This window comes from Paenibacillus sp. 01T431, from assembly GCF_056398625.1.
In genome coordinates this window covers 255,996-274,699 of the sequence record NZ_JBFTPT010000001.1, presented here as the reverse complement: position 1 = coordinate 274,699, position 18,704 = coordinate 255,996, and the positions used below count along the sequence as shown (strand labels likewise).

The 18,704-nt window shown below is 45.3% G+C and carries 15 protein-coding genes; all 15 read right to left on the bottom strand.

Features of this window, described 5'->3' with window-relative positions; translation table 11 throughout:
- Positions 1-8: 8 nt before the first annotated feature.
- Positions 9-953: an EamA family transporter gene (locus AC1DM9_RS01225; protein ID WP_477510372.1), complete on the bottom strand. Its 945-nt coding sequence runs from the start codon at positions 951-953 to the stop codon at positions 9-11.
- Positions 954-1,168: 215 nt separating this feature from the next.
- Complete coding sequence (locus AC1DM9_RS01220) at positions 1,169-1,996, bottom strand: carbohydrate ABC transporter permease (protein WP_477510371.1); 828 nt, start codon at positions 1,994-1,996, stop codon at positions 1,169-1,171.
- A complete protein-coding gene (locus AC1DM9_RS01215; protein ID WP_430063207.1) occupies positions 1,993-2,877 on the bottom strand; it encodes a carbohydrate ABC transporter permease in 885 nt (294 codons plus the stop codon). Before AC1DM9_RS01215 ends, AC1DM9_RS01220 begins: the two co-directional genes overlap by 4 nt.
- 146 nt (positions 2,878-3,023) lie before the next feature.
- Positions 3,024-4,334, bottom strand: coding sequence for an ABC transporter substrate-binding protein (locus tag AC1DM9_RS01210; protein ID WP_441880625.1), 1,311 nt, complete (start codon positions 4,332-4,334; stop codon positions 3,024-3,026).
- A 146-nt stretch (positions 4,335-4,480) separates the two neighbouring features.
- Entirely contained in the window at positions 4,481-5,626 is a 1,146-nt protein-coding gene (locus tag AC1DM9_RS01205) for a response regulator transcription factor (RefSeq protein ID WP_477510369.1), read from the bottom strand.
- Between the two features lie 22 nt (positions 5,627-5,648).
- Positions 5,649-7,457, bottom strand: coding sequence for a sensor histidine kinase (locus AC1DM9_RS01200; RefSeq protein WP_477510368.1), 1,809 nt, complete (start codon positions 7,455-7,457; stop codon positions 5,649-5,651).
- Between the two features lie 305 nt (positions 7,458-7,762).
- Positions 7,763-9,349, bottom strand: coding sequence for a glycoside hydrolase family 43 protein (locus AC1DM9_RS01195; protein WP_477510367.1), 1,587 nt, complete (start codon positions 9,347-9,349; stop codon positions 7,763-7,765).
- 27 nt (positions 9,350-9,376) lie between these two features.
- On the bottom strand, positions 9,377-11,368 hold the full coding sequence (locus AC1DM9_RS01190) for a YjhG/YagF family D-xylonate dehydratase (RefSeq protein ID WP_477578094.1): 1,992 nt from the start codon (positions 11,366-11,368) through the stop codon (positions 9,377-9,379).
- Positions 11,369-11,396: 28 nt separating this feature from the next.
- Positions 11,397-12,860, bottom strand: a complete 1,464-nt coding sequence (gucD, locus tag AC1DM9_RS01185; protein ID WP_477578092.1) for an alpha-ketoglutaric semialdehyde dehydrogenase GucD — start codon at positions 12,858-12,860, stop codon at positions 11,397-11,399.
- Positions 12,861-12,891: 31 nt separating this feature from the next.
- A complete protein-coding gene (locus AC1DM9_RS01180; RefSeq protein ID WP_477578090.1) occupies positions 12,892-13,767 on the bottom strand; it encodes a fumarylacetoacetate hydrolase family protein in 876 nt (291 codons plus the stop codon).
- 120 nt (positions 13,768-13,887) lie between these two features.
- The gene (locus AC1DM9_RS01175; protein WP_477578088.1) at positions 13,888-14,649 is read right to left on the bottom strand and encodes an IclR family transcriptional regulator; all 762 of its coding nucleotides are present in this window, start codon (positions 14,647-14,649) and stop codon (positions 13,888-13,890) included.
- Positions 14,650-14,797: 148 nt separating this feature from the next.
- A complete protein-coding gene (locus tag AC1DM9_RS01170; RefSeq protein WP_477578086.1) occupies positions 14,798-15,055 on the bottom strand; it encodes an inositol monophosphatase family protein in 258 nt (85 codons plus the stop codon).
- A 221-nt stretch (positions 15,056-15,276) separates the two neighbouring features.
- Positions 15,277-16,461: an ABC transporter permease gene (locus AC1DM9_RS01165; RefSeq protein WP_477578084.1), complete on the bottom strand. Its 1,185-nt coding sequence runs from the start codon at positions 16,459-16,461 to the stop codon at positions 15,277-15,279.
- Positions 16,445-17,077 carry a biotin/lipoyl-containing protein gene (locus AC1DM9_RS01160; RefSeq protein ID WP_441880644.1) on the bottom strand — a complete coding sequence of 211 codons (633 nt, stop codon included), beginning with the start codon at positions 17,075-17,077 and terminating at the stop codon, positions 16,445-16,447. The genes AC1DM9_RS01165 and AC1DM9_RS01160 overlap by 17 nt, the downstream gene beginning before the upstream one ends.
- A gap of 30 nt (positions 17,078-17,107) precedes the next feature.
- A complete protein-coding gene (gene lpdA / locus AC1DM9_RS01155) occupies positions 17,108-18,508 on the bottom strand; it encodes a dihydrolipoyl dehydrogenase (RefSeq protein WP_477578082.1) in 1,401 nt (466 codons plus the stop codon).
- Between the last annotated feature and the right edge of the window lie 196 nt (positions 18,509-18,704).

Here is an 18,704-nt window from a genome sequence, read left to right as displayed (position 1 = left end):
ACTATTTCTTACGATCCGAATAAACGCATCAGCAAGATACCCGCGAAGGCAAGTGAAATGCCGGTGATCTCTATCTTCGTGAACTTCTCTTTCACAACGAATCGTGTATAGAGCAGCACAATCAGAACGTTTAGAGCTGTGACAGCAGATACTAGCCCCGCTTTGCCAAGATCAAATGCGGTTACAATAAGCATCATGCCGACAGCGTTAGTTGTGCCGACGGCCAAACCAATAAGAAACGTTTTTTTGCCGCTCCAAGCCGGTGGCTTATCGGTTAAACTAGCACTGGTCGAATGCTGTGACACACGCACTTCCCCCCGGGCAGTGACCGCACCCTGCAGCGACAACGCTCTTCTAGCTCTTTCCGCTTGCAAATCTCGCAGCCACCATATACCAAAACACGATGCGCCCGTCACAAACATAAAAAACATGGTAGGAAACAAATCTGCTTCCATAATTGTTGACCATTTGCCTGATAAATCATTTGCTGCAAACAGCAGCATAGCCAGCAGCCCCCACTGTGCTCCTTGCAAATTGCGCAGCGAGATGTCATTCGATAGCCGAACGAGAAGCACTCCGCCAACAATCACGACAAATGCAATAAATTGCATCGCATGGAGTTTTTCTCCCCAAAGTCCAAACGCAACGATCACAACAACGACTGAAGGCAATGCCGTTAGTATCGCTACAAGTGAAGCCTTGCCGACGGCAAACCCCTTGAACATGCTGGCATTCGCACCGAATGAAAACAAGCCCATTTGAATGCCTATCAACGCCGCGAGCGTCCAGCTGGATGAGAACACTAACGCGCAAATTCCATTTACGAGCGCTCCCATAGTAAACGCGCCGCATAGCAACAAGTTACGGTTAAGCGGCTTCTGACTCGTCCAATGGTACAGAATGCCTCGCAAGCCAAAACATAAGGCTGCAAACACTGAATAAGTAAGCCACATGAGTGCAATAGAACCCCTTTCTTAAATCAAACCTATATGAAAGATAAACAAAAAGGAAGCGGTTGTCTACACCGCTTCCCTTTTAAACAAACGTTGCAAGTCCCATCTTGTTCTCCCTCGATAAAACATTCCCTTTGGAATTAAACTTACAATTAGTAAAAAACGCCCGATTATAGAATCAGGCGCTTCTAACAAATCTATTGATTTATTACATGTCAGCCTTTGACAGCGCCAGCAGCGATACCCTTGACGATATGCTTTTGCATAATAATAAAGAAGATGAATATCGGTACCAATGTGATGACCGTAAGTGTCATGAACATCGGCCAATCAACGGTAAATTCGCCTTTGGCTTTATAGATTTGCAGAACGAGTGTCGATTTGGAGGATGAGTTCAAAAACAGCATAGGTGCCAAAAAGTCGTTCCATATCCACATCGTCTGAAAAATGATACTCGTTATCGTAATGGGCTTTAGCAGCGGAAAGATGATCCGCCAGAAGATGCCCCATACACTGCAGCCATCGATGACGGCCGCTTCGGGCAGCTCCTTGGGTATCGACTTCATATAGCCCGTCATTAGGAAAAAGACGAAAACAGAGCCGCTCGTGTAGAGAATGATCAAACCGGATATTTTGTCGATCAGGTGCAAATCACTCATCAGCTGGAACAAGGGAATGAGAGTCGCTTGGAAAGGAATCATAAATCCGGCAAGCAAATAGAGCATAGCAAACCGTGTTAATCGATTCGCATTAAACACAACCGGGTATGCCGCCATCGCACCAATCAAAACGATCAATAAGACAGAACAGACGGTGATTATAAAACTGTTCCAAAAGCTTTGCAAGATCGATGTTTCCTCGAAAACCTGGACATAGTTTTTAAAGATCCATTTCGAAGGAAGAGCCATCGGGCTTCTTGCTGCATCTTGCATCGTTTTGAACGTGTTGACAATGATCAAATAAAACGGGAAGAACGCTATTAATCCGGCAGGGAGCATGATGATGTCTAGAATCCATAACCGTTTTTCAAAGGTTTTTTTCATTGTATGCCCTGCTCCCTTCGTTGCATTACTGTAACTTGGAAGATAGCAATCGCTAACACAATTAGGAAAAAGACGATCGACATTGCCGATGCTAGGCCGTATTGGGTTTCAGATATTCCCCTTAATACGATGACCTGGGTTATCGAATAAGTTTCATAGCCAGGCCCGCCCTTTGTCAATGCAAATGGAATTTCAAATACTTTTAGACCGCCGGTAAGCAGCAGCATGACGCTGACCGTCATCGCAGGTGCGAGTAGCGGAAAAGTTATAAACCGAATTTGTTGTAAACGGTTCGCCCCATCTATTGAGGCAGCTTCATAATAATCTTTCGGAATGGATTGCAGAAATGCCAAATACAACACTGCGTGCCATCCTGTTATCGCCCATGTTGCCACAACGATTGTTGACAGTTTCGCTAGCAACGGGGCGGATAGCCATGGCTGAGGACCGATGTTAAACAGCTCACTAAGGACGGTGTTCAGTACCCCTGACCCAATCGGTGCAAGGATAAATCCCCAAATATAGGCAAGCAGCAAGCCGCTTGGAATCGACGGGAAGAAAAAGATGGCGCGATGAATGTTTCTCGTTAAAAATTTTTGATCCAATATCATAGCGAGCGGGATAGCTAACAACGTAACAAGCAAAGCCTTGCCAAAAGTAAAAAATAACGTATAGGAAATGGCGGATGTAATCGCATCATCACTAAATATCCGCACATAGTTTTTCAAGCCAATAAAATCATATGCCTCCGTATATCCGTCAAAATTAGTAAAGCTCAAGAAAAACGATTTGATCAGCGGATAGATCGTAAACAATGAGTATATCGCTAGAATCGGAAGCAAAAACAATAGAAACTGTAGTTGACGAACATATTTGACCATAATTTGCCTCCTTTGAGACTTTGATTGATGATGTCGGCAGTCGATAAAACTGCATTGGAAGCATTCAAGTAATAGAGGATCAAGGTGTAAATAGTTGAAGAGAGGGTAGTAGGTTTCAACATACCCTCTACTTTAACTAATTCCGATTATTTATTTTCCATTTCTTTCAGTTTCTTATCTAGTGAAGCCGTTGCTTGCTCCGGTGTTATTTTGTTTACGGCTATATCTTGGATCGATACAAGGAATTGGTTGCGCAGCGCTTCTTGATGTCTGTCCCACGATACCATTGGCAAATAAATCTTTCCTGCCATCAGCCCGTCGTTATATGCTGGTGCATACGCCGGGTGAACTTTGCTTTCATAACCGTGAGCTGTAATGATGCCGCCAGTGCCTTCCTCGAATTGCTTCAACCCTTCTTGCGTTGTCATATATTCGAGGAACAGCAAAGCTTCTTCCTTGTTTTTCGTTTTACTGTTGACAGCGAAACCTACACCAGGAGCACCGTTGTAGTATTTGTTGCCTGGTTCTTTTCCTGGAATCGGCATAATTTCGAACTCAATATCGGGATTCGTTTTCTCAATTGTGGCAATGTTCCAAGGGCCGCCAGGGAACATTGCTACGTTACCAAGGGAGAACTCGTTCATCACTTGGTCACCGGTTAGTCCAATCATGTCTGGCGTCAAAATTTTATTATCGATAAGCCCTTCCTTCCACATCGTTAACACTTCAGTCCATCCTTCAGCAAATGTTGCCTCGCCCTTAAACAGCTTCTCGTCGAACGTTGGGTCTTTCGTTAGTACATTGCTGCCGAACATGGCGGAATGAATAATCGTAATATCATGCATTCTGTCATAGAGTGGAATGATGCCCGCTTCTTTAAGCTTCAAGCAGTCCTGGATGAACTCATCCCATGTTTCTGGCAATTGAGTGATGCCAGCTTTTTGAAACAATTGTTTGTTATAAAACAAGCCGCCTGCCCATCCGCTTTGAGTGAAGGCATATGTTCTTCCATCTTTACTTAGCATCGGTTTGTTACTGTCCAACATAACGGACATGAATGGTTCGTCAGTCAAATCGAGTGCATAACCGCCATCAATAATCTCATTACGGTTTTCTGCGGCGATGATGAAAATATCAGGTGCCGTATTAGACAACAGCATCGTCTGAAGCTTAGCAATGTAATCCTTTACCGGTGGAGCAAATTGAAAATCGAATGAAATATGTGGATATTTTTCTTTGAAGCCGTCTATAACAGGCTTCATTTCTTTTTCATTGTTCCATGCAAGAATGCTTAGCTTGACTGATTTAGGTGCATCATTACCCTTTTCAGCATTGTTGGTCGTACCTTCATTACCGGTATTGCCTTTATTACCTGTATTGCTGTTTTTACCGCATGCAGCGAGCACGACTGACAAACAAAGGAGAGTGATTAATAGCAGTAGAGACGTTTTCTTCATGTTTGATTAACCCCCATGTAATCATTTTTTTGTAATAAGCACTTGTTGTAAGCACTTACATTTAGAGTGTAATATGAACTCGCTTGAATCTGAATTCATATTGTTGCATCATTTGTTGTCAAATGTTGCACTAGCAGCAAATCCGATTAATTGGGTCGAATAGACGATGCGCGGTACTCTTTAGGCGTTACGCCGAAATACTTTTTGAAAGCGCGGCTAAAGTGACTCTCGTCCAAAAAACCGATATGCTCCGCGATGTGGTTGTTCCTCCAATTCGTTCCAACGAGTAGTTCTGCGGCTTTAATCATCCGCACCTGGATCACATAAGCCCAATAATTCACACCGAATTCCTGTTTGAACGCACGACTTAATTGATACTTGTCTATATCGAAGCGATCTGCCACTGATTGCAAAGATAAATCCTCTTGATATCGGGTTTCTACATACGGTTTAATCCGCCGCACAGCATCCTGAAGCTTGGATCCGGTTTCCGAAGCAGGCGCTCTTACCGCTAGCATGCTCTCGGAAATTAGCTGTGGCAGAAATGCGGCATCTTGGGTAATTGAGCTGATTCCGACAGACAATGTGTGAGACGGTGATGACTCTGCCACTTTTTCCATCACAGATTCACTTAATTCCCTCAATTGACCGCTAGACAGATCGTCCCCCCCGCCGACTAGCACTACTTGCTCCTTGCGGTTTTTACAACACATAACACAGTGGATTTTGATGACCGCTTGTTCTTGCAGCAAGCAAGAATAATCATCGTCCGATGGCAGACTGTTCTCGAATGTCAAAATTGCAAAACGTTCGATGGCGAGAAATTCTAGGCAGTCTCGGAAGTTTATCAACGAATTTGCTTCGATCTGTCCAGCGTATATCGTCCGATCGAGTTCACTGCGAATCGATTTCTGAGCATCCGATACGGACTGTTGAATCAGCTCACGCAAAGCATCCCGAAGCAATTCGGCATCGACCGGCTTTAACAGGTACTGGGAAACATGAAGTCGAAGCGCATCCCGTGCATATTCGAATTGATCATACGCACTTAAAATAATTGTTCGCGGTATTTTGTCCAAATGTTGAATCCGCTTCAGCGACTCGATTCCGTCGAGCAACGGCATATGAATATCCATGATCATCAGATCGGGACGGAAGGTTTCTACCATGTTGGCCGCTTCTTCTCCGTCATATGCATGTTGCACCTTCACAAACCCTAGCTCCTTCCAATCCATCACTTTATCTAAATATCTATGCAAAGATAATTGATCGTCCACAATAAGCAATTTCATGCTCGCTACCTCCCCGAAGATATCACGTTCTGGGCAACACGATATAAACCGTTGTAAATACCCCTTGCCTGCTTCTAATCTTCAGTCCGTAATCAGGTCCGAATTTCAATCGGATACGCTGATTGACGTTGAATAGGCCTATCCCATCCGGCTTAAAGTCTTGTTGCTTCAATTGCCTTGCCAATTGACGGCTTCTGCTCCTTGATATCCCTTTTCCATTATCTTGGATAACGATCATAATTCCTTTTTTGACTGTCATAACCCTAATCGTCATTTTTGCTGACTGCGGATTTTCGCCAAATCCATGAAAAACCACGTTTTCTACGAGAGGCTGCAGGATCAACTTGATCGTTCTGTTTTTTAGAATCGACTCGTCCGGAATAAGAAACTCGATGTCAATTCGATCGTCATATTTTTTGTTCACAATATAGAGATAATCCCTGACGTTCTGAATTTCTTGTTCCAGCTCCACCATCTCTTCCGATTGCTTCATGGAATACCTTAGCAGACTGCTCAATGACAACACCAAATGGTTGGAATCCTCCGTGCTTCCACATACAATTTCGGTTTGCAGCAGTTGCAGCGTATTGAATAGAAAGTGTGGATTGATCTGGGACTGCAGCGTTTTAAGCTCTACCTCTTTTAGTGCAATATCTGATTGATAATTTTGTTTGACCAACGTTTCGATCCGGATGACCAGTTCCCTAAATTTGTCGCCTATCAAATCCAATTCGCGATACCTGTATTTATTCTTAATGATATAAATACTGTCTTCGCCAATCTTGTCCAATGTTGAGAGCAGTTGCCCAAATGGGCGGGATATCCGAGCGGTGTTCAAGATGGATATGAGGAGGTTGAGCAGCAAACAAAGATAAATAAAACCGATCAAGTTTGACTTCAGTGAGTCTGATTGTCCTCTGATGACAGACATCGGAATCGTCGAGATCATTCTCCAACCCTGAACGGCAGTAGGGTGGAATATAACAAGTGTCTCATTTCCGCCAAGCTCGGTAACGAAACTTCCTGAGTCGCTGGCATAAATAAGCTCGATACCTGAGAAGTCAAGTTTTGTCCCGATTGCCGTACTATCCTTATGGGCGATGATAGTCTGCTGATTATCGATCATAAAGATGCTTTCATTGTTTTGATAGGAGCTAAATTCAAACATCCCGTTGATTTTGGCTAAATCCAGATTAGCAATGACAGCCCCGATCGTTCTAAGGGTATAATCTTTAACCGGAAGAGCGATCGATAACGTCGGCATGTTATATTTTGAAATATTATTTTCTAAGTAATAGTCCTGCGTATGGAGTCCAAGCGTAATGAATCCTTTGTTTGGAGTATCCGAGATCGCCTGCCTAAACCAAGTTTGTTCGGTGAAAGGATAATCCCACCGAAGTGATTTTCTGCCATCTAGGTTGTTTACATAGCCATTTTTGCCCAAGATCAAAACATCACTTACCATTGATTGCAAGGAAGATACGCCAAATGCTAGGTCCGCGATATTCCTCTCATGCTGGATGCGTCCTGCGATATCCATTTCCCTGCCTGGATTCATCAAGCTTCCAACCGAATAATGGCCTGTTAGAAGAACGAGCGGGCGAGTCGCTTCTTCAAGATTGAAGCTAAGCCCGCGTGCTGCCTGCTCCATTATTTTGTAGCTGGATTGAGTGACTTCTTTGGTAAGACTTTTAGTTGAGTCCTGAACGGATAATAGTCCCAGCAACAATAAAAGTAGAATGTTTACAATTAAATATGAGAACATGATCGTTCGAATGATGGTTTTTCCAGGTAAGGAACTAATCAAGAATCTGACAGCATTGTTCATCATTCTGTCCCTCTTTCAAGCCAATTGTTTTGTTAGTGATTTCATTTCATAACCCCGAAGCCATACAGGATTGATCATTTTTAAGCCCAGAAAAAGGAGTACCTCCCCAAATCTTCAAGTGTTAAGCACACCACTAACACCGAAAGAAATGGGAAGGTCCTCAGATATATAGTATTCAACAAAAAAATCTATTTTTCCCAGCTGGATTTGTTGGTATTACCACCCGAGTCCACCTGCAGCTCTATTTACACAAAACCCACAACAAAGCTATGGGTCGTATAAGACGTAATATCTGCTGTAATCTTTATTTAATGATCCGTCTGCACATCATCATACTCATCATATCGAAAATAATCGAAATCAGCGTGCTTGCGTTCCCCGCTTAAGTCTTGGACGCAAACACCGATAAAATTGCCTGTAAAACGAATATAATCAGCATATTCATCAGATAAATGGCTAACATCAAGCTGTGGGCCAATCACAATCCATTCCCCTGTCTGGCCCGCATACATGAACCTGGCCATTTCACGCTGAATACTCACCTTCAATCGGTATGTTCCATCCGCAATTGGAATATCTTGATCCAGTATTTCGTTATAGATTCCATTTTCTGATTGTACAATCCCAATACATGTACCTAATTTCTCGTGATGAGTCAGGCGTAAATAGACATAATCACGGGTATCGTAGAACAGAATCAATCCCGCCATTTGCTGATAATGCTCTGGACGGTATTCAATGGATGTTTCCGCTTCACAATACATCGATTGCTGTCTACGCGCGACAAGACTTTGGCGATGCGTTGAACTCATGGACTCCTGGCCGCGAAGCCGCAAAAATCCTGGCCTTTCCGTTAAGGATAGCCAATCGGGACTTGCAGGGATGCGAAGGGTATTCCATTGCAGCCCAAGCTGTGCTCTATCAAAGTGGTCGAGGCTCGGTTCAGCAGGGAATGGATGTGTTGGCAATTGAGGTGCTTGCACCACATATTGCGGCGAATTGGCTCCTCCGTCAACAGCGATCCAATCATCATCCGTCCAATGACAGCGCTGAATGGCCGTTTCTCTGCCGAGCATACATCGCTTATCAATCACAGGACGACCCACGAGGTGAACCATATACCACTCGCCGTTCTGCGTTTCCACTAGTGAAGCATGCCCCGCCTTTTGTAATTTCAATTCCGGCTTTCCCGCAGATGTCAAGATTGGATTCGCGGGATCAACTTCATAAGGACCATCGATATGCCGAGAACGCGCCATCGTGACAGCGTGTTCATATTGCGTTCCACCTTCAGCTGTCAGCAAGTAATAGTATCCATTTCGTTTATATAAATGAGGCCCTTCGGTTAATCTCAGCTGTGTGCCTAGAAAAATATTTTTCTTAGGACCAATAAGTTTCTTCTTTTCCTTGGAGTATTCCTGAAGAATAGTGCCAGCGAAAGAGTTTGTCCCTCTCCTATGATCCCAGATCATATTCACCAACCATTGGCGACCATCCTCATCATGAAATAAGGAAGGATCGAAACCGCTGCTGTTCAAATAAATGGGCTCAGACCAAGGCCCCATTATATCGTCCGCCGTCACCATATAATTATGAGTATCCTTGAAGGCTCCCGTGCGACTTTTTACATCTGTATAAATAAGATAGAAAACGCCTTCATGATAGCTTAAGCATGGTGCCCACGCGCCACCGGAATTGATGTTGCCTTCCATATTCAATTGTGAAGAACGTGTCAATATCGAAGTGAGCGGACGCCAATTCACCAAATCCTTGGAATGGTGAACACGTACTCCCGGGAACCATTCAAATGTCGAAGTTGCAATATAATAGTCTTCTCCTACACGCAAGATAGATGGATCAGGATGAAATCCTCGCAGTATGGGATTGTTAATCATGTTCCCCAACTCTCCTTTAAATCTTGTTTAACTGTTCATTATTTCCTGGCCTTCTGCCGTGTTCATACCCGCTTCCAGCAGTTTGACGATTCTGTCTACGTCATAGACGCATCCCCGCCATGTGCCGCCGCTCGCTGCTTGCAGTGCAGCCCATAACCGAGTGTCGTCAGGAAGATCAGGGTCTTTCGCGAGATCGGGATGAGGTTTTCTAGAAGCCAATACATTCGTTCCCACTTCCGAATCCTCCGGCACCTCACCGCTGCCTACCATTTCGACATGTCCCTCTAATTGACGGAGGTCGATACGGATGTCAATCCAATCGCCATTGCGAAGCTGGCCAACGGGTCCGCCAGCAAGGGCCTCGGGTCCAATATGACCTATACAAGCGCCAGTTGAGACGCCCGAGAAGCGTGCGTCTGTAAGCAGTGATACTTCTTTGCCGAAGGGCAGATGCTTAAGCGCTGAAGTCAGCTGATAAGTCTCTTCCATCCCCGTACCCGATGGGCCGCGCCCAATGAGTACCATAATATCCCCGGCAACGATGCCTTTGTTTTTTATCGCATGGATTGCCGCACGTTCCGTCGTGAACACTTTCGCCCTGCCGACGTGGCGATAGACCCCATCACTGTCAACCATTGAAGGATCAATTGCAGTCGATTTAATAACAGAGCCCTCGGGACAAATGTTTCCTGTCGGGAAAGTCACAGTCGAGGTCAGCCCTGCTTGTTTGGCGCGTTCCGGGTTGAAGATGACGCGGTCTGGATCAATCCCCTCGTTCTCCAGCAAATGCCGGCGCATGCGGTGGCGGCGTTCTGACGATTCCCACCAATCCAGCGTCTCCCCAATCGTATTGCCTGTTACCGTAAGCGACTTCTCATCCAAAACGCCAAGTTTGCGCATATGCAGCATAACCTCAGGTACACCGCCAGCAAGGAAAGCTCTCACTGTCGGGTGATGTTCTGGTCCATTAGGAAGAACGCTGACTAATCGTGGGACGCTGCGGTTGACTTCTGCCCAATCAGCGACAGTTGGCAGGGAGAGCCCCGCCGCATGTGCGATTGCAGGAATATGGAGCAGCAAATTCGTTGATCCGCCGAAGGCTGCATGAACGGCCATCGCATTTCGAATGGCATGATCCGTTACAATTTGGCCTGTCGTCAGTCCGCTCTCCGCCATTTTGAGAGCAGCTCTCGCAGATTGCCTTGCCATTTCCTCCCACACCGGCTGTCCTGACGGTGCCAGTGCAGCATGAGGAACGGTCATACCAAGAGCCTCCGCTATCACCTGTGCCGTTCCCGCTGTTCCTAAGAACTGACAGCCTCCACCAGGTGTCGCGCACGCGCGGCAACCGAGATCAGCCGCTTCCTCAAGCGAGAGTTCACCATTCGTATATCTCGCGCCAATCGTTTGAATCTTGCCTGCATCCTCGCCTTGGGTCGGTGGAAGCGTAACGCCGCCTGGAACAATTACGCCAGGAAGTTTACCCATCCCTGCCAGAGCCAACATCATGGATGGTAATCCTTTGTCACAAGTGCCTACCCCCAATACGGCCGAGCGTTGCGGCAAGGAACGGATAAGACGTCTTAATACCATGGCCGCATCATTGCGAAACGGCAGTGAATCGAACATCCCCGTCGTCCCTTGTGAACGGCCATCACAAGGATCGCTCACGAAACCCGCGAAGGGCACGCCACCAAGACCTGTGATTTCCTCCGCTGCGGCTTTCATCATGATTCCAACTTCCCAATGTCCCGTATGATAGCCAAGAGCGATCGGGCGGCCGTCCTCATCTCGAATGCCGCCTTGGGTTCCAAGAATGAGTATTTGCTTTCCCAAAAGCTTCTTCGGATCCCATCCCATGCCAACGTTCTGTGTTAATCCGAATAAATCACCGCTTGGTGAATTACGAAGCATATCCGGGGTAAGCGGCAAGGAGCCGCTTGGTCCTGGAGCATGCGTATAGATGTCAAAATAAGAATCAATATCCTTGCCCATTATCGTTTCGAAGCCTTCATTCATTTCACACCATCCATCCCTTGTGTTGTCGTTATGGCTTAATGAATACGGTTTTGATTGAAGTATAGAATTCAATAGCGGCTTGGCCTTGCTCCCTTGAATGCGAACTGGACTGTTTCATACCCCCGAACGGTGCTTGAAGCTCAACACCGGCTGTCTCTGCATTAATACGGATGAGACCCGCTTCCATATCTTGAACGAACTGCAAAGCGTTTCCGATATTACGGGTATAAATTGATGCGCTAAGACCATAATCCGTATCGTTCGCAATCTCTATCGCTTCTTGAATATCATTCACTTCGATTAGTGTAAGCACAGGCCCGAATATTTCTTCTTGAGCAATCGACATTTTTGAAGTCACTTTATCAAAAATCGCTGGCGTGACATAGAAGCCATCTGATAATGCGCCCTCAGTTGGTCTTGTGCCGCCATACAGCAATACTGCCCCTTCTTCTACACCCTTACTAATGTAAGATAGAACGGTTTCCATTTGTTTTTCATTCGCACATGGGCCTAACCATGTCTGTCCATCCATTCCATCTCCAACCTTCAATTCAGTCACCTTCTGGAGCAGCTTCGACTTGAACTCCTCATAAACATCCTTTACTACGATAACTCGGCTTGTCGCAGTGCACTTCTGGCCAGTAGAACGAAGACCCCCGCTAATTGTCGCTTCAACCGCAAAATCTATGTCTGCATCTGCCGCAATTAGGATCGGATTTTTTCCGCCCATCTCCAGCTGATACTTAGCCCCGCGTGCCAACGCTGCTTGCCCTACCGCTTGCCCTACCGCATTGGAGCCCGTGAAGGTGATTCCGTTAATATCAGCATGTTCCGCAATACCTTGACCAATGACGCTGCCACTGCCTACGATCATATTCAGAACACCGGCTGGTAAGCCTGCATCATGGAAGCATTGCATAACTTTCGCTGCTGTAACCGCTGTTTCCGTTGCTGGCTTCCATACGACCGAGTTCCCATATATTAATGCAGGTGCGATTTTCCAAATAGGAATAGCAACTGGGAAATTCCAAGGGGAGATCACCCCTACCGTTCCGAGCGGTGACCTTGTTGTATACAAGAAAGCATCTGGATCGGAAGAAGGTATAACATCACCAATTTTACGCATGCCTTCTCCTGCATAATAACGCAGAATGGCCACTCCACGTGCCGTCTCGCCCTTCGCCTCGGGTAATGTCTTACCCATTTCCCTTGTCATCGCTTCACCGATTTCATTCATTCTACTTTCCATAATATCGGCTGCTTTGAACAGCAAATTACCCCGCTGTGATCCCGTTAGCTTACGCCAAGCAAGCTTGGCCGCCTTTGCAGCTGCAACAGCATCCTCTAGATCCCGTTTAGTCGAATCTGGGATCATACCTACGACTTCGTTTTTATTTGCTGGACTTATACTTTTCTGCGTTCTGCCGCTCTCGGAGCTTCTCCATTCGCCATTAATGTAGTTGTTATATATGGCGTAATTTATTTTTACCATTTTAATCTTCCTCTCTTTTTTAAATTGCTATTTAGGCCAAAACAGCAGTATTCACTAGTGTTCCAAGGCTGGTGATTTCGATTTCAATGACATCTTCAGGTGCAAGTGTGAACTGATTCGGAGGAACGATACATGTACCCGTGAGGAGGATCGTACCATCGTACACAATATTATCCCTGAGCAGAAAGGAAACGAGTTCCTCCAGCTTGCGTTTAAGCTGTCCCGTGCTTGCTGATTCATCGACTACTTTTTCTCCATCTCTATAAATCCGCAAAGTGATCTGCAACTGGTAGGGATCTTGAATCGTTTCGGCTAATCTTATGATCGGTCCAATTGAGCATGATTGTTTCCAAACCTTGGCTTGCGGAAGATATAACGGATTCTCTCCTTCAATATCGCGGCAGCTCATATCGTTGCCAATAATGTATCCTACAATATGGCCTCGCTTATTTAAAACCAAACCAAGCTCCGGTTCCGGAACCTGCCAATTCGAGTCGCTTCTCAAGCAAACATTATCAAAATGGCCAACCGTCCGAGCTGCTGTGGATTTCATGAACAATTCTGGCCTTTCTGCATCATACACCTTGTCATAGTAGGTGGATGCATTCAGCTTGCCGCCAGTCGCCTCATAATTTCTAGCTTCCTTGCTGCGCGCATAGGTTACACCGGCTGCCCATACTTCAGGGGCAGTTACTGGCATAAGTAATTCAAGACTAGCAAACTCCCTATCCAGCGGCTGATTTGAACGGATCAGATCATTCACGTCTTCAAGTGGTGTTTTTCCTGCCTTCTCGATTCGTTCAAGGAATGATATAAAGTCCGAATCCGCCAATTTGAATACCTTATCCTCGTCAGTTACTGCTGCCAAACATTGCTCTACGCCATCACGATATCGAATAATTCTCATTTTAACCTCTCCTTGTTTTATAATATAAAACGACGTTCTCAAATTATAATATAGATCGACTTGCTTTCATCGCATGTCGATCTAGCATTAACTCAATAGTTATTGCTCAGGAAGCTCATCTTAGAACTGATAACCTAGCTGGCGAGAAATTTCACTCGTTTCCTGCTGAATCAGGTCAATTAAATGTGCCAGTTCTTGATCATCAACGTGTGCTACCATGGTGGATATGCTCATCGCCGCTATCACTTGTCCGTTATGATTGTATATCGGAGCAGCGGCACACCGGACCCCCGACTCATTCTCCTCATTATCAATAGCATAGCCTTGCTTCCTGACTTGCTCCAACTCTTTCAAAAAAGCTTCGGGGTTGTCGATCGTCTTATCCGTAAGCTTAACAAACGTATGTCCTTCCGCAATCTGCACCTGTTCTTTGATAGACCGGAAAGCCGCCAATACCTTACCCACGGCGCTGCTATGCAAAGGTATTCTGCGACCGATACGTGAATAACGAATTGCAGCCTTATGCCCCTCTACTTTATCAATGTATATCCCTTCTTTTCCATCATCCATAATGACCAAATGTGTCGTTTGACCAGTGGCGGCAGACAAAGCCCTAAGATGCGGTCTAGCGATTTCCCGAATATCAAAATGATTGAGAAGCAATTGTCCCTTCTCTACAAACCTCATCCCGAGGCGGTATTTCCCAGTCTGCTCATCCTGTGTAATGTAATCATGAATTTGAAGCGTTTTCAACAATGAATGAACTGTACTTTTGTGCAAATCCATTTCTGAGCTTATTTCAGACAGTTTGTACTCCATATGATGCTCATCGAATAAGTCGATAATTTTCAGTGCTCTATCCAATGCTTGAATGATGGGCATATTTCTTCGCTCGCTCCCCTCCTAGAAGTGGTTTTATATTATAAAACCGTGTTCTAAAATATTGTTGGGTAAATAATAGCAAACTCTAATTGCAATGTCTACCCTCTGTTATCATACAGCGGACCATCTTTTGAAAGCTAAAAACGCGTCACAGCTCAACGAATCTATTTTTGTTTCGATAACAAAAACAAAAATGACGCTCAGGAAAATATTTCTTGGCGTCATCTTTATGTTCTTTGAATTTAAACTCATTTCCATCACGGTTTGATATCTTCCCACCCGCTTCTTGAATAATAATCAAGCCAGCGGCGACGTCCCAAGGATAAAGCCCATCATGCCAAAATCCAGTCAATCTACCCGATGCCACTAAACATAAAGCAAGGCTAGCAGAGCCAATAATACGCACATCTCTAGCTTTATTAAAGCAGCTCCACTATGACGATAACGATAAACCTGTTTATTACTCCCTTGATTATTTGAAAAATAGTGTCTTTAAACTATTTATTAAACGCGAATAAACAAACCTTCGAACAGTCGAGAATCTGAACTCTCTTATTCCCCTGTGTTCCCTTGACTGAAATAGGGTATCTATCTTAGTCAAGGGCGTTATTCGAACGGGTAAGGACCTTAACTATTTAACGAACCGCTGCTCGGCAGAATGTCCGCACTCACGACTCGTTCCCGGCTGGAATATGTTTTCCCTGCTTCCCGCAGTACCAGTAATCCAATGAATAAGGACACGCCGCCTATAATGATCAGCAGTGCTCCGAGCTCCTGACTGTAGGCTGTTAGCGCTCCATCCCGAAACGCCATCCCGCGTATGAGGCGGTTAAGCCAGTTCATCGGCAATACCCATGCAAAAATTTGAAATGGCTCTGGAAAAGCAAGCGGAGTCAGTTGAATTCCAGTTGCAAGAAATGAAGGATACAATACGAAGCTGGTTCGCAAATTGACTTTAGACAAATCTTTGGCAGAATAGCCGATCAACAGCCCCATAAGTGACAATGCAAAGGCATAAACAAGCAATGGGATAATAAAAAGATAAGGCTCCGCTTCAAACCGCATTCCCCCCACCTGCTTCAGCAATCCATAACATAAGAGCAGCGAAAGGGCGGTCATGACCGCGTAAGGTACACTGCGAATCCAAAGCTGCAAGGGCGACTTTCCGTTGGCAAAGAGCTTCCCTTCCTGACGCAAACGAGGCGCAATAGAGCCCGCTGCGCTTGTTGTAATCATGAGAACCACAATATTTACAAAACCAAGCACCATAAAGCCGACATAGCTTGTGGTTGGATTAAACAGCATCCGCTGCTGAAGAGATAACGGAGAAACAACGCCTCTAGCGGTTTCGGCGTCCATCCCTTTTTGAACCAGACGGGACATAGAAAGGGTCATATTTTCCGTTACGATGACTTCCTGAATCGCTGTCCGAATGCCGGTTAACCCTGAGGGCATCGTGTTATCCATTAAAATGCCGATATTCGTTGATATGCCCTGCTGCTGAAGCTGCTGAAGCTGCTTAGGTAGCATGATGACCGCTACAGCCTGCTCATTTGCAAGCAATATTTCCGGGCTCAGGCGGCTCGCGTACACATTTGTAACGTTCATGTAGGGGGAAGCATTTATTTTCGAGATCAGCTGCCGCGAATACGAGCTGTGATCCTCATCAATGACTACAACGGGCGATTCGCTAATTTGGTTATGCGAGAACATTAAACCAAAAAATAGGGCCGCAACTAGTGGGCCAATAAAGATTAAACGCAAATACTTACTGCCCGATACGTACTTCCACTCGTCAATCAGCGATTTCATCAAGTCTCACCTCCGCCGTCATCCCCGGAAGCAAATCAGCATTTGAATCCACAGCTATTCGGACAAGAAACATACTTAAATCTGCTTGCCCCTTCTCACGTGACATGCGCAAGTTCGCAAATTGAGGGGCCGCTGAAATCGAAGTCACAACACCAGTCACCTGTGCGGGATCATCCAAGTATGGAAAATGAATACCAATGTTTTGATCAACCTGAAGCTTTTGGATTTCACTTTCCTGTATATAGAGATCTGTATAATAGCTATTTTTCTGCAAAACCGCCATCGGCGCGCCTTGCTTTACTTGATCCCCCGGCTTAACCGCAATTCTGCTGATCAACCCGTCATCTAGCGCAAACACATCTTCTTCTCCTTCTTCAGCTGATTTAACCTTGAATAACACATCACCGCGTTTTACCCAGTCACCCGCAGCCACACCTACCTCTACAATCGAACCTGGACTCTTCTGATAAAATAGGGTCGTTTGCTCCGCCTCAAGCACACCTTGTTTCCTCATCTCAGCCTGACTGACAGCATCCTTTCCTTTAACAACAAGAAGTGAACCTCCAACGATCAGCGCAACCGCAATCCCAATATAAAAACCTGCTTTTATTTTCATTCCTCAATCTCTCCCATTCTCTATTTGCAGTTAAATCTGCTGCTCTTTTTTTATCTTCATCATTTTTAAGACCGCGTTTTCGGCAGCTTCCATAATTACTTCTCCCAATGTCGGATGGGGGTGAATGGTCAAAGCCAAATCCTCCACGGTTGCTCCCATCTCGATAGCAAGGCCAAGCTCTGATACGAGTGTTGAAGCCTCCACGCCAACGATTTGTGCACCGATCACGATTCCTGAGGATGGGTCCGCCAAAATTTTCACAAACCCTTCAGTCTCCCTCAATGCCAAAGCTCTTCCGTTGATTGCAAAAGAAGCTTTGCCAATTACAATCGGGATGGATTTAGCTTTTGCTTCCGTTTCATTTAAACCAACGCTGGCCAGCTCTGGATGAGAAAAAACGACGAGCGGAATGGCTTTATAATTAACCTCAGAGGCATGACCAGCAATGGCTTCTGCCGCAATTTTCGCTTCGTAAGAAGCCTTGTGGGCGAGTGCCGGACCAGCCGTAATATCTCCAATGGCAAAAATATTTGGAATAACCGTTCTGCACTGTTCGTTTGTCTCAATCAGTCCCCTGCCCGTCACGGGCAAGCCTATGTTCGCAAGCCCTAAATGACCATCTGTATTTGGTTTTCTGCCGATAGTGACTAACACATACTCTGCTGTAATTTCATGTTGCTCCTTATTTTTTAAATACTGCAGTGTAATTGAATCAGCATGCTGAACCACTTTCTGTGCTGTCGCCCCAGTAATCATTTGAATACCATCGGCTTTCAACTGCCGAACCACAGGGATCGCGAGGTCTGCCTCGAAACCCGGCAGTACTTGTTCTCCTCCTTCTAGAATCGATACCTTTGTTCCAAATTTGGCATACATTTGGCCTAGTTCGATTCCGATATAACCGCCGCCAATAACGATCAAACTGGTCGGAACTTCAGGGAGCGATAGCGCTTCTGTGGAAGATAAAATACGTCCTCCAACCGGAAATGCTTGCAGCTCAATTGGACGAGATCCCGTTGCCAATATGGCGTTTCTAAAAGAAATGGTTTGCTCCCGGCCGCTTTGCTGAATAATAGCTGTATGTTCATCAACCAAACTGGCCTCTCCCTCCAAAATGCTCACACCTGCAGTCTTTAATAAATAGCTAACTCCTCCTGCCTGCTTTTTCACAATTCCCTGCTTGAAATGCTGCGCAATTTCAAATGCTGCTGCCGCATCCCCATGATTGAACTGCCTAAGCAAATCATAGCGATGCGATTCTGCAATTAATGCTTTGGATGGAATACAGCCAACATGCGTGCAGACCCCGCCGAGCTGACTGCGTTCCACAATCGCCGTCTTCATTCCAAGCTGTGAAGAACGAAGCGCCGCCACATAACCTCCCGGACCTGATCCAATGACCAACGTTTCTACGGATTCAAGCTTACTCATTTTCTGATCCCTCCTGATGAAACCATTTAAAATATGATGACCGTAATATATTATAACCATCATATTTTAAAATCGTCAACAACCGTATTAAGCCCTTCCGCTAGCTAACCGTTGCTGTATTCACTCAATTGACACCCTATATTATGACGACTATAATATTTTGAAGATAGAATTATGAAGCTGTGGAGTGATTACA

Excerpts from the sequence above, each read along its gene's own strand:
- AC1DM9_RS01225 (WP_477510372.1), bottom strand. The coding sequence starts at position 953 with ATGTGGCTTACTTATTCAGTGTTTGCAGCCTTATGTTTTGGCTTGCGA.
- AC1DM9_RS01220 (WP_477510371.1), bottom strand. The coding sequence starts at position 1,996 with ATGAAAAAAACCTTTGAAAAACGGTTATGGATTCTAGACATCATCATG.
- AC1DM9_RS01215 (WP_430063207.1), bottom strand. The coding sequence starts at position 2,877 with ATGGTCAAATATGTTCGTCAACTACAGTTTCTATTGTTTTTGCTTCCG.
- AC1DM9_RS01210 (WP_441880625.1), bottom strand. The coding sequence starts at position 4,334 with ATGAAGAAAACGTCTCTACTGCTATTAATCACTCTCCTTTGTTTGTCA.
- AC1DM9_RS01205 (WP_477510369.1), bottom strand. The coding sequence starts at position 5,626 with ATGAAATTGCTTATTGTGGACGATCAATTATCTTTGCATAGATATTTA.
- AC1DM9_RS01200 (WP_477510368.1), bottom strand. The coding sequence starts at position 7,457 with ATGATGAACAATGCTGTCAGATTCTTGATTAGTTCCTTACCTGGAAAA.
- AC1DM9_RS01195 (WP_477510367.1), bottom strand. The coding sequence starts at position 9,349 with ATGATTAACAATCCCATACTGCGAGGATTTCATCCTGATCCATCTATC.
- AC1DM9_RS01190 (WP_477578094.1), bottom strand. The coding sequence starts at position 11,368 with ATGAATGAAGGCTTCGAAACGATAATGGGCAAGGATATTGATTCTTAT.
- gucD (WP_477578092.1), bottom strand. The coding sequence starts at position 12,860 with ATGGTAAAAATAAATTACGCCATATATAACAACTACATTAATGGCGAA.
- AC1DM9_RS01180 (WP_477578090.1), bottom strand. The coding sequence starts at position 13,767 with ATGAGAATTATTCGATATCGTGATGGCGTAGAGCAATGTTTGGCAGCA.
- AC1DM9_RS01175 (WP_477578088.1), bottom strand. The coding sequence starts at position 14,649 with ATGCCCATCATTCAAGCATTGGATAGAGCACTGAAAATTATCGACTTA.
- AC1DM9_RS01165 (WP_477578084.1), bottom strand. The coding sequence starts at position 16,461 with ATGAAATCGCTGATTGACGAGTGGAAGTACGTATCGGGCAGTAAGTAT.
- AC1DM9_RS01160 (WP_441880644.1), bottom strand. The coding sequence starts at position 17,077 with ATGAAAATAAAAGCAGGTTTTTATATTGGGATTGCGGTTGCGCTGATC.
- lpdA (WP_477578082.1), bottom strand. The coding sequence starts at position 18,508 with ATGAGTAAGCTTGAATCCGTAGAAACGTTGGTCATTGGATCAGGTCCG.